At 42.8% G+C, this 13,680-nt stretch carries 14 protein-coding genes; 5 read left to right on the top strand and 9 right to left on the bottom strand.

Annotation, left to right across the window (positions count from 1 at the left end; all coding sequences use genetic code 11):
- Positions 1–46: 46 nt before the first annotated feature.
- Both RTR63_RS07260 and RTR63_RS07265 read left to right on the top strand, forming a co-directional pair.
- Positions 47–580, top strand: coding sequence for a chalcone isomerase family protein (locus RTR63_RS07260; protein ID WP_312523493.1), 534 nt, complete (start codon positions 47–49; stop codon positions 578–580).
- A 392-nt stretch (positions 581–972) separates the two neighbouring features.
- Entirely contained in the window at positions 973–2,073 is a 1,101-nt protein-coding gene (locus tag RTR63_RS07265) for a potassium channel family protein (protein ID WP_050325783.1), read from the top strand.
- A gap of 71 nt (positions 2,074–2,144) precedes the next feature.
- On the opposite strand, the gene RTR63_RS07270 is transcribed toward RTR63_RS07265, so the two are convergent.
- A complete protein-coding gene (locus RTR63_RS07270) occupies positions 2,145–3,734 on the bottom strand; it encodes an isocitrate lyase (protein WP_076774963.1) in 1,590 nt (529 codons plus the stop codon).
- A 450-nt stretch (positions 3,735–4,184) separates the two neighbouring features.
- Between RTR63_RS07270 and RTR63_RS07275 the strand changes: the two genes are divergently transcribed.
- Positions 4,185–5,222: a LysR family transcriptional regulator gene (locus RTR63_RS07275; protein ID WP_007116083.1), complete on the top strand. Its 1,038-nt coding sequence runs from the start codon at positions 4,185–4,187 to the stop codon at positions 5,220–5,222.
- Positions 5,223–5,255: 33 nt separating this feature from the next.
- On the opposite strand, the gene RTR63_RS07280 is transcribed toward RTR63_RS07275, so the two are convergent.
- Entirely contained in the window at positions 5,256–5,660 is a 405-nt protein-coding gene (locus RTR63_RS07280; RefSeq protein ID WP_312523496.1) for a hypothetical protein, read from the bottom strand.
- 98 nt (positions 5,661–5,758) lie between these two features.
- Entirely contained in the window at positions 5,759–6,976 is a 1,218-nt protein-coding gene (gene nhaA, locus RTR63_RS07285; RefSeq protein WP_409418206.1) for a Na+/H+ antiporter NhaA, read from the bottom strand.
- Between the two features lie 346 nt (positions 6,977–7,322).
- On the opposite strand from nhaA, the gene RTR63_RS07290 reads away from it, so the two are divergent.
- On the top strand, positions 7,323–8,780 hold the full coding sequence (locus RTR63_RS07290) for a C13 family peptidase (RefSeq protein ID WP_312523500.1): 1,458 nt from the start codon (positions 7,323–7,325) through the stop codon (positions 8,778–8,780).
- 199 nt (positions 8,781–8,979) lie between these two features.
- Here RTR63_RS07290 and rpmG read toward each other — a convergent pair whose 3' ends face one another.
- The 4 genes from rpmG to RTR63_RS07310 all read right to left on the bottom strand — a co-directional run bounded on the left by rpmG (position 8,980) and on the right by RTR63_RS07310 (position 10,531).
- Positions 8,980–9,135 (bottom strand): 50S ribosomal protein L33, encoded by a 156-nt coding sequence (gene rpmG, locus RTR63_RS07295; RefSeq protein ID WP_007116087.1) that lies wholly within the window; start codon positions 9,133–9,135, stop codon positions 8,980–8,982.
- A gap of 35 nt (positions 9,136–9,170) precedes the next feature.
- Positions 9,171–9,407 carry a 50S ribosomal protein L28 gene (gene rpmB / locus RTR63_RS07300; RefSeq protein WP_007116088.1) on the bottom strand — a complete coding sequence of 79 codons (237 nt, stop codon included), beginning with the start codon at positions 9,405–9,407 and terminating at the stop codon, positions 9,171–9,173.
- Between the two features lie 300 nt (positions 9,408–9,707).
- Positions 9,708–10,409: a dethiobiotin synthase gene (bioD, locus tag RTR63_RS07305; protein WP_219330810.1), complete on the bottom strand. Its 702-nt coding sequence runs from the start codon at positions 10,407–10,409 to the stop codon at positions 9,708–9,710.
- Positions 10,409–10,531: a hypothetical protein gene (locus RTR63_RS07310; protein ID WP_257619540.1), complete on the bottom strand. Its 123-nt coding sequence runs from the start codon at positions 10,529–10,531 to the stop codon at positions 10,409–10,411. The genes bioD and RTR63_RS07310 overlap by 1 nt, the downstream gene beginning before the upstream one ends.
- Before the next feature lie 134 nt (positions 10,532–10,665).
- Between RTR63_RS07310 and RTR63_RS07315 the strand changes: the two genes are divergently transcribed.
- The gene (locus tag RTR63_RS07315; protein ID WP_219330809.1) at positions 10,666–11,634 is read left to right on the top strand and encodes a ketopantoate reductase family protein; all 969 of its coding nucleotides are present in this window, start codon (positions 10,666–10,668) and stop codon (positions 11,632–11,634) included.
- Positions 11,635–11,763: 129 nt separating this feature from the next.
- On the opposite strand, the gene RTR63_RS07320 is transcribed toward RTR63_RS07315, so the two are convergent.
- The gene (locus RTR63_RS07320) at positions 11,764–12,402 is read right to left on the bottom strand and encodes a glutathione S-transferase family protein (protein ID WP_201664729.1); all 639 of its coding nucleotides are present in this window, start codon (positions 12,400–12,402) and stop codon (positions 11,764–11,766) included.
- 154 nt (positions 12,403–12,556) lie between these two features.
- On the bottom strand, positions 12,557–13,680 hold a 1,124-nt coding region (locus RTR63_RS07325; protein WP_312523502.1), incomplete at its 5' end, for an oleate hydratase.

Consider the following 13,680-nt stretch of genomic DNA (forward strand, 5'->3'; position numbering starts at 1 on the left):
ATATTATCCAAGGAAAAAACCGTTATAGAACGATAAGGATGCTAGGATGATTTTATTTAAAGGAAAAACCAACGATCTTGAAACCCTATTTCCCCCTACCCTAAAACTAGATGGTCAAATCTGCGTGCGAAATGGTATTAGCGCTCGCAGTAAATTTATGATTGGTATCTATGATATTGCCCTATACTTGGGTGAAATGACTGAAGATGCCGAAATAGCCATTACTTCACGTTATGCCAAGCAATTGCGCATGGTGTCTCGCCGCAATATCAAGGGCTCGTTACTGGAAAATGCCTTTAAAGACGGCATCAGAGCAAATAGTAGCGAAGAAGAATATCAAAAAATCGCCTCAGTGATTGATGACGTGTTTGGTGAGTTGTTCAAAACTAATACTATCAAAGAAGGGGCAATGTTTACGATTGAGTTCTCGCCAGAGCATGGCGTTCGCTTAAATTATGATGAGGTTGGCGATCTTCCTTATATCAAAGAAGAAGGCTTTGACCAAGCTATTCTTCGTGCTTGGCTAGGCGATAATCCCATATCACTTGAGATGAAAAAGGATTTGCTAGGTCAGCACTAATGTAACACTGCTTATTTTTACACTTCCCATATTTTTATACTTCCCATCAAGCATGGGAAGTTAATCTAGCTAGTTGATAGTGCCAGTAACTTTTTTGCTAGGTTTAATAGGGTTGTATTGATTGCAACCCTATTTTAAAGATGAATAGCAGCGTTATTGATATACTTGGCATCATTCAACCCCATAAATAAGCATTCATCCCTTACCTGCCTAGTTTTGTTTTATCCGATAAAAAGTAAGTTGGCTTTTTTCATTTTTATCCCAACTTTTTATCTCAATAGGGGCATTTTTGGTTTGAGCTTTTTATTCTATCGTCCATCAGGGGTTACTACAATACTATGTTTCTTTTTGAATGGGTATGCTAGTCTAAAGCAAAAAAAATTAGGCAGTTTATGAAACCACTTGCGCAAAAGCCCACTAAACCAATCATATCAGCCCGTAACACCCCACAAACCTTTACCCTCAATAAGCTTGCCAAACCTATCGTGCGCGATGATATTTTCTCCTTGCCGCCTGCTGTGTATGGCACTATCTATTTGACGCTGATTCCGCTATTTGGCTTTTTATATAGTACCTTGCCAAATATGCAGTTTAACCATGAAAACGTGGGATTTTTGGAAGCCATGTATTTTAGTACCATCACGGTCACTACCACAGGGTTTGGCGATATTACCCCAACCAATACCTTTACACGGGCGTTTGTGATGATTGAAGCGACCATTGGTGTGGTGTCTGCAGGTTTGTTTTTAAATGCGATTACCTATCAGCGTGAAGAAAACATGAGCAATCTGATGGACGCCTATGAAGCAAGAAAAGAAATCTCTTATGCCTTTGCGCGTCTGCATAGTCATGATAGTTTGATTACGCTTAACATGAATACTTATCTAAACCGCGTTAATCAACTACTGGGCATAGAATCAGAGCAAACCCCAGTGGCGCAATCTGACCATGAGGGTCGCGCTAATTTAAACCGCTCGCCTGATTTGCCCGCGGCGCCTGACGCCAAAGTCCCTCAGCAGCTTATTGGTATTCATGAGCCTATTCCCGAAACGCTAGCATTTACTAATTTACAGCACTTATTTAATGCCTCGGCACGCTTGACCGATGACCCGCGCAAGCCGTTGATTTGGTACTATTATCAAGCCTTGGATGAATTGGTCAATAGTATTGAGAATTTGGTGCGTGAAACCGAAACCTATCGCTGGGCAGATTTGGAGTCGATTTGTATTCAATATTTAAGTGATATCAAATCCTATGACTCTAGCAGCTATATTTTGGCAGAGCCGAATTTTGAAAAGCAGCTTGCGGATATCCAAGCCCAGCGCCAGCAAGACATGTTACTTATCAGTGAATATCCAAGTGATAAAGCGGTTGAGCTGTCGAACGAAAATAGTTTAAACCCGTATATTATTTTGTTTATGGGTATTCAAACCACCATTGATTTTATCAAAAAATTCCAACTTCGCTATCAAGAAATTATGCAAACCATTTAATTTTATCGGCTCATAAAAAAACACCCCACATACCGTGAGGTGTTTTTTTTACTCAATCAGTCAATGAAGAATTAGTGACCAAACTGGTTGGCAGTGTTTTTGGCGCCGCCTGCTTTAAGTGCCATTTCACCTGAGAAGATTTCTTTGTGGTCATCACCGATGTCAGAACCTGCCATGGCTTGGTGTTTAACTGCCGCAACGCCTTCGCGAAGTTCTTTACGTTGTACTTCTTCAACGTAAGCTAGCATACCTTTATCACCGAAGTAACCTTTTGCCAACTGGTGCGTACTTAATGCCGCAGTGTGGAAAGTAGGTAGGGTAATCAAGTGGTGGAATACACAGGCTTCACGTGATGCATCAGCTTGGAAGGTACGAGCTAGCTCATCTGCAGCGGTATTCAACTCAGTGTTGTCGTAGTCAGCAGACATTAAGTTTGCTTTGTCATAAGCTGAGATGTCTTTGCCTTCTTTTTCCCATTTTGCGATGACTTGTTTACGGAAGTTAAGTGTCCAGTTGAATGATGGGCTGTTGTTGTAAACAAGCTTAGCGTCTGGCACTTGCGCAACGATACGGTCAGTCATTGATTTGATGTGCGCGACGTCTGGTGTTGGCGTTTCAATCCATAGTAGATCAGCACCGTTTTCAAGTGCAGTCACACAGTCAAGTACTACGCGGTCAATGTTGGTGCCTTCGCGGAATGAGTACAAGCCGTTTGGCATACGAGTTGGGCGAACCAATTTGCCATCACGTTTTAATAGCACATCGTACTCGCTTGCATTTTCTAACGTCACTTCTTCAACTTCTAAGAAGTCTAAGTATTGTGAAGCAAGGTCGCCTGGCTCACGTGACACAGGAAGTTTTTGCGTTAATGACGCACCTTCAGAGTCAGTACGGGCAACGATAATACCATTGTCAATGCCAAGCTCTAAAAACGCATAACGAATCGCGTTAAGTTTTGCGATGAAGTCTTCGTGTGGTACGGTGACTTTACCATCTTGGTGACCACATTGTTTGGCGTCTGATACTTGGTTTTCAACTTGGATAGCACAAGCACCGGCTTGGATCATTTGTTTGGTGAGCAAGTAAGTCGCTTCTTCGTTACCAAAACCTGCGTCGATGTCAGCGATGATTGGTACGATGTGTGATTCAAAGTTGTTGATTTTGTCTAAGATGGCTTTAGTGTCTTGACCTGCTTCTTGCGCCGCATTTAATTCGCGGAAGTAATCGTTTAATACTTTTTCGTCCGCTTGACGTAAGAAAGTGTAGATTTCTTCGATTAATTTTGGCACAGCGGTTTTTTCGTGCATAGATTGGTCAGGTAATGGACCAAATTCTGAGCGAAGCGCAGCAACCATCCAACCTGAAAGGTAGATATATTTACGTTCAGTAGTACCGAAGTATTTTTTAACCGCATACATGGTTTGTTGACCAATAAAGCCATGCCACGCACCAAGAGATTGGGTGTATTTTGATTTGTCAGCATCATAAGCTGCCATATCACGACGCATGATGTCGGCAGTGTATTGAGCGATTTCTAAACCTGTTTTGAAACGGTTTTGGATAACCAAACGCGCAGCATCATTTTCGCTGATGTTTTTCCAGTTACCATATTTGGCTTTTAGTTCGCGGATATGGTCAATCGCTGAAACGTAAGTTGACATAGCAGTCTCCTGTTGAGGACGGTGGGATAAAAAACTTAGGATGATAGTTGTGTTGTGATAAAAGTAAAAGTCTTAATAAGCCAATATTTAGCGAGCATTAAACACCGAAAATATGAATAATGTTTAAGACACAAACTAAATCTCCAAAATAGTCTAACAATTTTTTTAACAAAATACGTGATATTTTTTACAGTGATATTAAATAGTCTGTTAAAATTAAGAATTCTATTTTGGCACTCATAAAGCTTTAAGTTGGCTTAAATAATGGAATGAATGCACTATACCCTTTAATTCATAATTTAGCTATTTAATGATTCGTATCTTTAGTATTTATTTAAAATATAGTATAATACAATCAATAACTTAAGTTCTATTGCTAAGTTTTAACTCTGTTAAAACTATCTGTTTTAGCCTTTTTTTCTTAACTTTTAACTAGACAAACAATAATTTATGGATTTACAACGTGTGGATTTGAACCTTTTGGTGCATCTTGATGTGTTACTTCGAGAAAAAAACGTCACCAGAGCCTCTGAACAACTCGGCATTACCCAGCCCGCCATGAGTAATATTTTACGTCGTTTGCGTAAGTTGTTTAATGATCCCTTGTTGATTCGCTCATCTGAAGGCATGACGCCGACGGAGCGAGCGCTTGAATTACAGCCGCGCGTACGAGAATTGTTAGCGGATTTAACCCAGCTATTAGAGCCGCGTACTGAGTTTCGTCCTTATACCTCAAGTCGTGTATTTCGGATTATGACTTCAGATTATGCCGAAGCAACACTGGTGCCAAGGCTAGTTAAAGCGCTGCGCAGTGAAGCCCCAAACGTGATTTTAGACTTTTTGACGCCATCGGATGTATCATATCGAGATATGGAACAAGGTCGGGTTGATTTGGCGATTAATCGTTTTAACGAGGTACCACAAAGCTTTCACCAAGTGCTGATTTGGCGTGATACTTTTAGTTGTTTGTTGTCGGCTGATAGTCCGTATGTCAATCGCTTTAACCTAAAAAATTATCTTAAAGCTCAGCACGTTTGGGTTTCTAAAACAGGCATGGGGGTGGGTTTTGGAGTCAATCCCGAAAAATCTGGTGGACTTGGCTCGATTGATGCGGCGTTGCAACGCCTGGGTCAAAAACGTCAAATCAGTGTCTTTACCCGTCATTATCAGATGCCTGCGATGCTCACCGCTAATAAAGATTTAATTGCTACGCTACCGACTCGGGTGGCGCGCATGCAAGCAAATAATGATGATATCGTGATTAAAGAGCCGCCTTTTTTTATTCCAGAGTTTGAATTGACGATGGCGTGGTCGCCACTATTACAGCATCACCCTGCGCATCGTTGGTTACGTCAGTTGATTCAACATGTGTCGCGACAAATCATCGCCGAAGAGCGCATCAAGTATCCGCTCCAAACTGCGATTCAAGACGGTTCGCTGCATACCCAGCCCATTGATTTGGTTGAAATTGATCCTGACCGTCAATGAGGGAGGGTCAGACAAGCTGCTTATAGGACTGGTCTAGGATTGGCAAATTTTATCCACCCACAGCTCATACGGATATTTTCCTAAATGTCCGTAACGTCCTTTTTCAGTCACTCGCCCTTCAATGCAGACAGGTAAACTAATCGACACGCCCGTTTGACCTTGCGCTTTGGCATACTCGGCTAACAGGTTGTTTGGGTCAAATACATGGTATTTGGTGGTACCGTCATTAAATTCAGATTGCTCTAAGCTTTGGGTAAAGGTGCCGTTTAGCGTCAGCGTTTTTTTGGGTACACTATCAATGCTTTCTTTGATATCGCTTAATTTACCATTTTGCAGCGATTGGTACGCCACGCTGGCGCAACTTGCCAATAGACCAATTATCGCCACACCACCGCCCAACCATGCGGCTTTTTTACCCATTATCTTGTTAGTTAGCATGGTGTTTTCCTTATTATTGATATAAAAAAATGATAGCAATATTCGTTGCTATCATTTGTAGATTTTATTTATCGTTACACTACCCTTGGGTAAATAGCTTAGCGAATATAGGTATGATCCTCAGGGTTACTCACCTGCTGTGTCAGCGCTTGGGTTGGTAAGACTTTCTTAAGATAAAAATACCCTAGCATACCTGCCAATAATGACCCTAAAATAATGCCAAGTCGTTCGTCAAACGGTTTGACCTCAAGTCCCGCAAAGGCAAGCCCACCAATAAACAAACTCATGGTAAAGCCAATACCACATAAAATCCCCACGCCAAATACTTGTCGCCAGTCAACATTGGTAGGCAAGCTAGCTAACCCAAGCTTGACGCCAAGCCAACTAAATAGCATCACCCCAATCGGCTTGCCTAGCAGCAGTCCTAGTGCGATACCGAGCGGTACCGTATGCAATAGCGAGGATATCCCCGTACCTCCGAGATAAATGCCCGCATTAGCAAACGCAAAAATCGGTAAAATAATAAAACTGACTGTGTCCTGCAAGTCATGTTCAACCGATTCGAGGGGTGAATGCTCAGGGTGCTTGTTGTCTGTCATTGGGATGAATAGCGCAAGCAGCACACCGGCAAGCGTCGCATGTAGCCCCGACTTGAGCATCGCCGCCCATAGCAAAACGCCAATCATTATATAAGCGGTGGTGCGGGTGACGTTAAAGCGATTCATCAGCCACAGTATCACCAAACATACCCCAACCCAAGCCAGTGCCGCCATGGACAGACCCGATGAGTAAAATAACGCAATAATAATAATCGCACCGATATCATCAAAAATAGCAATCGATGCCAAGAATACTTTGAGCGCGGCGGGCACGCGATTGCCCAGTAACGTCAGCACACCTAAGGCAAACGCGATATCTGTCGCCGCCGGAATCGCCCAACCTTTCATCAACTCTGCGTGCTGATAATTGAATGCGGCATAAAAAATCGCAGGTACCATCATACCACCGACCGCAGCAATCGCAGGCAAGACGACTTTTTTGACCTCTGATAGCTCACCCACTAGCATTTCCCGCTTAAGCTCAAGTCCCACTAAAAAGAAAAACACCACCATCAAGCCATCGTTAATCCAATGTAATAAGTGATGATCGATACTAAAAGAGCCGATTTTTATCGAGATAGGTAGATGCAAAAAATGCTCGTATATGTCACTCATCGGAGAGTTTGCTACTACCATCGCCAACACAGCGGAAAACGCTAACACTATACCCGCCGCCATATCGTGTGCCAAAAATTTTTTAAATTGGTTAAATACTATCATCTGTCTAAAACTCTTTTTTATACCATTTTCTATTTATGAAACATACCACACTTAAACCAAGCAAAATAGCCTACAATACCATCATACCATATATTTTATTATATCATATACTCTATTATTATGATAAATAATTTCATAATTTTAATTTAATAGAAAATTTTATTCATTTATTAGCTTTTTTAGATAAATTAATTTTTAGGCGTATGATTTACTAGGGTTGATAGTTAACATTCTAAACACGAATGATTGAGAAAGTTGTTAACACCCCATCGCTATTTTGTATTATTATTTTATCGCTACTTGCCTACCGATTTAGAATCAGCCTTTCAATAGTGTGGATATTTTGCCAACTTCTCTTACCGATCTTGATTTAACCCCGCTCAAACGTTTTTCTCATAACGTTATCGCCAATATCCGTGCCACGGGTCACATGCTAATAGGTTCAAAACGCGCGTTTTATTGGGTCAAGCCCACTGTATGGCAGTTTTTGTTGTTTGGATTGACGGCACTGGCGAGTAATTTGCTGTTCTCGTGGTTGGTGGCTGAAGATGCCACCCATTTTAATCCACAAGGGCTGATTAGTTATTTGGTATGGCCGATGGTGATGCTGGTGGCAGGATTGATTCTTGCCAAACGGCATTTTAATGCCATGCTAATTTTTGTGCCGGCAATTTTGTGGCTGTGTGCTGACACCTTTATGATGCTGGTGCAAAGCCTGATTCAGTTTATCTCAGACCTAGGCTGGCTGCCTGAATGGACGTTTGATACGATTGGTATTATGTTCGTATTGGCGTTTGTCTGGCAGTCATTATCGCTGCTATGGATTTTTGGCAATCAATTACGCTGGTCATGGATTGAGCGTGTCCTGATTATGCTGGGTGCGTTTGCCGTACTCAGTGTGTGGCAAAAAAACGTGCAATCTGAGCCGATTTTTCAATCTGACCCCGTCGCACCCGTGATCACTGAAGCGGCCTTTTATGCGCAGCCTGAGCTTCTGGCTGATATGCTAAATAATGTACAGCCGCAACGCCCGAGCATACATGATTGGTACTTTATGGGTGTCGCAGGTCATGGCGAGCAAGATGTATTCCGTTCGGAAATTGAGCTGACCAAAGATTACTTTGACCATCAATTTGGCACAGCAGGACGCTCGGTTGAACTCATTAACAATGCCAATACCCTGTCTGCGCTACCGATTGCCAGTAAAACCAGTATTGAACGCGCTTTGCAAAGTATCGCCAAAAAAATGGATGTCAATGAAGATGTGCTATTTTTGACCTTGACCTCGCATGGGGGTGACAAGGTGATTGAGATGTCCAACCCACCGCTAGCGCTCGATAATGTCGATGCCAAATGGCTACGCCAATCATTGGATAAATCTGGCATTAAATGGCGCGTCATTGTGGTATCCGCCTGTTATTCTGGCTCATTTATCAATGAGTTAAAATCACCAGATACCCTCGTGATTACCGCCTCAGCTGCGAACAAATCATCGTTTGGCTGTTCTAATGAAGCCGAATATACATACTTTGGACAAGCATTTTTTGCTGAAAGCTTACCCAAGCTTCGCCGTTTTCAACCTGCGTTTGAAGCCGCCAGTAAACGCATTGCTGAACGGGAAAAAATGATGGGGTTTGAACCGTCTGAGCCACAATTGGTGATGGGTGATGCTATTAAAGCGATATTGCCAGAATTTGAAAACAGTCTTAAACCCTTACCTGCGGTTGTGATAGCGCCATCGACTGCCGCCAGTGCTACTAGCGATGCCCATACCTTAAGTAGCCACCAACTGCACAAATAACGTAGACCGTTTCGGCTGTTTTAGCTGCCAAGATGCCTTGCCACTCGTCTTACCATCCATCGCGGTAGCGATTAGGAACAATTGATATTTTCTGCCAATTTTTTAGCGATTTTATAATTTTTGCACATAAAAAAAGTGGGTTAACCTAAGTTACCCACTTTTTTATCAAATAGCGCGTCAAATAGACTGTGTCAGTCAATTATTTGATTTTAGCTTCTTTGAATACAACATGTTGACGTACCACTGGATCAAATTTTTTGATTTCCATTTTGTTTGGCATGGTACGTTTATTTTTGGTCGTGGTGTAAAAATAACCCGTACCTGCAGTTGAAACTAATTTGATTTTATCACGCATCGCAATTGCTCCCTAAGAATATGAAAAGGCAAAAATTAGATTTTTTCGCCACGAGCACGCATATCAGTTAAAACTTGGTCAATACCAACTTTATCAATGATACGCATACCTTTGGTAGTCAAGCGAAGCTTAACAAAGCGGTTTTCGCTCTCTACCCAAAAACGATGGGTGTGTAGATTTGGTAGAAAACGACGGCGGGTTTTGTTGTTTGCGTGAGAAACATTGTTACCTACCGCTGGGCGTTTTCCAGTCACTTGGCATACTCGAGACATGGCTTACTCCTAATCGGTGTGCATGAGGGCTGCTCATGCCTGTCACAACTGATACTCGCACATCTCGCATATCATTGAAGCTAAAAAAGCTAGGGTTTCAACGATTCTAGTGTTGAGTATCTCAGTTTGAATCAATAATTAATCTTTTGGCGGCGCACTTAAAATTAGCTACTCACGGCTAGTCACTTGACTTGCGTCAATCAAAACCATTTTAAGCAAGCGTCAAAAAATCGCTAGTAAATTTAAAGCCGCTATTTATACCATAACTTATGCCAAAAAGCAATGTGATTGGATAAAAATTTAATGGGTTAAAACGCCTTGTTTGACCATCAAGGGTGGCTTGTTTTGATGCCCAGCAGACTGGCGTAAAATTTGCTCACTTAACCAGTCAATTTGCGCATCGACAAAAGGCGTGTCGGTCTGTAATTGGTTAAAAATAACCAAAGCGACTTTTAGCCCTGCTTGCCAAATTGCTTGTAGGGTTAGCATGGCATGATTAAGGCTGCCAAGCTTGATACCGATAACCAGGATGACAGGGTATTTGAGCGCGGCTGCCACATCAGCAAGCGTTTCTTGCTCGTTAATAGGGGTAAACCAGCCGCCTGCTCCTTCAACCAAAATCACATCGGCAGGATAGGCTGCGATGGCGTTATTGATGGTATCGACCAATTGGGTTTTGGTGAGTGTCACGTCATCAATTTGGGCAGCGATATGGGGTGAGCAAGGAGTCGCCAGCTGGATAGGCGCAATGGCAGACAGCGGTGGTTTGACATTGGCAAATTGATTGATGCGCCTTGCATCATCGCTATATGTTTGCCCGTTGTCATCGGTTTCTAGACCTGCGGTGACTGGCTTGATGGCATAGACACTTTTGCCTTGCTGGGCTATATTCTTGACCAATTGCGCGGTGGTGGTGGTTTTACCGATTTCGGTGTCGGTACCTGTGACAAAATACGCGCCGTTTAGTGAAGATGCAGCATCGTTAACATTGGATAGATTCATTATTTCTTACTTGCTTTATGGTTAATGGTTTGGGTGGTTTTTTGAGCTGATTGGGTGATTTTTTCAATTCTTTGCTCAAACGCTGGCATGAGTTCTTGCAAAGTTTGTTGCTGATTTTTCATAAACAGCCTATAAACAACCCATGAACACAGCCATTTTTAATAATTTCATTGTGATTCCTTTTTTATCATGCCTTATATTTTCTGCTAAACTTTATCACAACTTTAATCAATGTCGCAAAATAACAGGAAAAAAGATGAACGATTCACCGATTATTGCCATTGTTGGATTTGGCTCATTAGGGGCGTTATTTGCCAGTCTATTAGCCCCAAACATGCCTTTTGAGAACTTGCGTATCGTCGCCGATACTGACCGTGTCAACCGCTACCAACAGCAAGGTTTATTGGTAAATGGCGAGCCATTAACACTCAACTATGTCACACCAAATGAAAGCCCTCATTCAAACCTAAGTCCTGCCGATTTGGTGATGGTGTGTACCAAATTTTATCAGTTACATGAGGTGTTACCGCTCATCAAAAGTCAACTTGGCGCCAATACGCTGATTGTTTCTGCCCTCAACGGTATCGCCAGCGAAAAAGTATTGGCAAACGCCTTTGGTGACGAGCGCATTGTGTATTGTGTGGCGCAGCAAATGGACGCCATGAAAAATGAGCCGCATGAAAAAAATGGGGAAAATGCTAGCCAACTGATTTATCGCGATCATGGACAATTGGTCATTGGCGCGATGACAACTGATAACGCTGAACGCGCACGCGTGCAACAAGTCGATGCCCTCTTTAATCAAGTCAATTTCCCGCACTCAGTAAGCGATGACATGCCGCGCCAGCTGTGGGGCAAATTGATGTTAAATACCGGCGTCAATCAAACCGTGGCATTGTATCAAGGCACCTTTGATACCGTGCAACAAGCGGGTGAAGCGCGCGACATGTTCAAAGCCGCGATGCGTGAAGTGATGGCAGTGGCACACGCTGAAGGCGTAACCTTAACTGAGGAAGATTTCAAAAAATGGTTGGCGATTATGGATGCGCTGGATCCCAAAGGCATGCCCTCGATGCGACAGGATTTAAAAGCAGGGCGACGCTGTGAGCTTGATTTGTTTGCAGGGACGATTCGCGAATTGGGGGATAAGCATGGCATTGACACCCCGGTCAACGACACCCTATATGATGGCATCAGTGCATTAATGGCTAACAATCAGTCATGATGACAACCCTAGCGCTATTGAAAAAAACTAGGCATAAAAGCAGTAAATAGAAACGGTGGATAAAAGCAATGAATAACCACTACAAATAAAAAAGGGCATCTAGCTTGCCCTTTTTTATATCAACAACCGTTATTTTTTACCAAAACGCTCACTCATTTGCGCATAAAAACGTGCCACATGTTCACCCACTACACTGGCATCTTTGGGATTAAACTTCATTACTCGCCCAAAATCCAAGCCAACATACAACACGATATCAGCGAAGGTGAGTCGATCACCGAGCAAGTATTTGTGACTCGATAATAGCTCGTCAAAGTACGGCAATGCTTTTTTGACACGGTTGATGCTCTCTTCTGCCATACCAGGCACTTGGTTTCCCATCAATGCGCGAGATGGATGCCCATGCTGGAAAGCCAGCATCATGTTATACAGCACGTGAAACTCCGCATTGCGTGACATGGCGGTGATTTTGGCGCGCTGTATAGGGTCTGAGCCCATCACTTGCTTACCATTGCCTGCAAGTCGAATATCCAGATATTCACAAATGGCATGTGAATCATTGAGCACAGTGCCATCATCAAGCACTAATACAGGCAACAGCCCGAGTGGATTGACCGCCAAAAACTCCGGTGAGTTTTGCTCATTTTTGCCAATATCCACGTTGATGACTTGTAAATTATGAATATCATTGATATCAAGTTCTTTGACTTTTAACAATAAGTCGACCTTGCGCGGGTTTGGCGGGGCATTCATGGTGTATAGTTTCATCACTTGTTCCTTATGATGTGTGATTTTACCTTTAATATACTTGAAACCACCGTTTTACGAAATAGGGTTTTTAGGCGCAAAGGAAATTTTGCTGATAAAAAATCCCCCTGACAGCAGGAGGATTTTCAGTTTAAGAACAAAAGTATATCAAAGCTTATTTTTTATCCTGCGCTTTTTGCTCATCTTTTTGCCCATCTTTATGGCTTTCTTTATGCCAAAAGGCTTTGACTACTTCAAATTGCTCAGCAAGCGTCTGCATCAAGGAGCTGTCTTTGTGCGATTTTTTGGCGACGGGTGGCAAGATGTGCTCATAATAGGTATTGGCGAGCACTCGGCGCAGTATGCCCTCCCCGATGAAGCCTTGGTCATCGTTGAGTGTACTGGCAGAGCGGAGTATGTTGCGAATATCATATTGGGTTGGCACGATATCAGGCACTTGCTTATTGCTATCTGTGAGGGTGTACACCGCGACCCGCGCCGAGCGTACCGAAGTTTCAACGGTGAACACCACATCATTGTTGGTTTCAACAAATTGACCGATGAGACCTAAATTGGTGCAGCCTTCAGGTACAATTTGTGGACGGTCACCTTTGGCACGTGGCATAAACATCGAAGTGATATACGGCATATAGGCGGTGTTAGCGATAGTATTGGCTAAAATATCATCTTTTTGCTCAAGCAAATCTAGGTGGTATAGTAACTCTGTCACAATTTCATGCCCTGTACATTCTGGCATGGTTTTTGGCACATAGTTGCCTTTTTTATCCATCAATAGCCCATACAACCATATCACCACCACATCATTGGGTTGGTCAGGAAATTGCGGTTGGCGGTTAATAGTAAAACTCATAAGCCAGTTGGAATCGGTGATGGTAACAATACCGCCTGTGACTGTTTTGCCTGATAGCGGCGGATTGACACAGTATTTTTCGCTGATTTTGCGTAAAAATGCCGAGTCTTTGCAGGTTAAGGTTGCTGACATCCAAGCGGATTTGGGTACATGACGGTTAAATTTTTGTGGACGACCAAACACAGCAGATTGTTTAGCAAGGTTATTCCATAGTACCCAGCCTTTCGTTTTTCCCATGTTATCATCAGTTAGACGGATATCGGGCGCAGTATCACTGGTGCCATAGCGCGTATCTTCTGTCATTGACCCTGTGGTAATAATCACAAAATCATTGTCCCGTACAGGGATATGGACTTGTTGACCTTGTTGTGTAGTTGTCAGCCCTTTAACGATTTTTTTGTCGCCTTGCTGCTCAAAATCAACCGCTG

Origin of the sequence: Moraxella sp. CTOTU47724, from assembly GCF_032014955.1 — a bacterium.
Lineage (GTDB): Bacteria > Pseudomonadota > Gammaproteobacteria > Pseudomonadales > Moraxellaceae > Faucicola > Faucicola tetraodonis.

Coding starts and splice junctions, on each gene's coding strand:
- RTR63_RS07275 (WP_007116083.1), top strand. CDS start 4,185: ATGGATTTACAACGTGTGGATTTGAACCTTTTGGTGCATCTTGATGTG.
- rpmB (WP_007116088.1), bottom strand. CDS start 9,407: ATGTCTCGAGTATGCCAAGTGACTGGAAAACGCCCAGCGGTAGGTAAC.
- RTR63_RS07315 (WP_219330809.1), top strand. CDS start 10,666: ATGAACGATTCACCGATTATTGCCATTGTTGGATTTGGCTCATTAGGG.
- bioD (WP_219330810.1), bottom strand. CDS start 10,409: ATGAATCTATCCAATGTTAACGATGCTGCATCTTCACTAAACGGCGCG.
- RTR63_RS07320 (WP_201664729.1), bottom strand. CDS start 12,402: ATGAAACTATACACCATGAATGCCCCGCCAAACCCGCGCAAGGTCGAC.
- RTR63_RS07280 (WP_312523496.1), bottom strand. CDS start 5,660: ATGCTAACTAACAAGATAATGGGTAAAAAAGCCGCATGGTTGGGCGGT.
- RTR63_RS07265 (WP_050325783.1), top strand. CDS start 973: ATGAAACCACTTGCGCAAAAGCCCACTAAACCAATCATATCAGCCCGT.
- RTR63_RS07310 (WP_257619540.1), bottom strand. CDS start 10,531: ATGAAAAATCAGCAACAAACTTTGCAAGAACTCATGCCAGCGTTTGAG.
- RTR63_RS07270 (WP_076774963.1), bottom strand. CDS start 3,734: ATGTCAACTTACGTTTCAGCGATTGACCATATCCGCGAACTAAAAGCC.
- rpmG (WP_007116087.1), bottom strand. CDS start 9,135: ATGCGTGATAAAATCAAATTAGTTTCAACTGCAGGTACGGGTTATTTT.
- RTR63_RS07260 (WP_312523493.1), top strand. CDS start 47: ATGATTTTATTTAAAGGAAAAACCAACGATCTTGAAACCCTATTTCCC.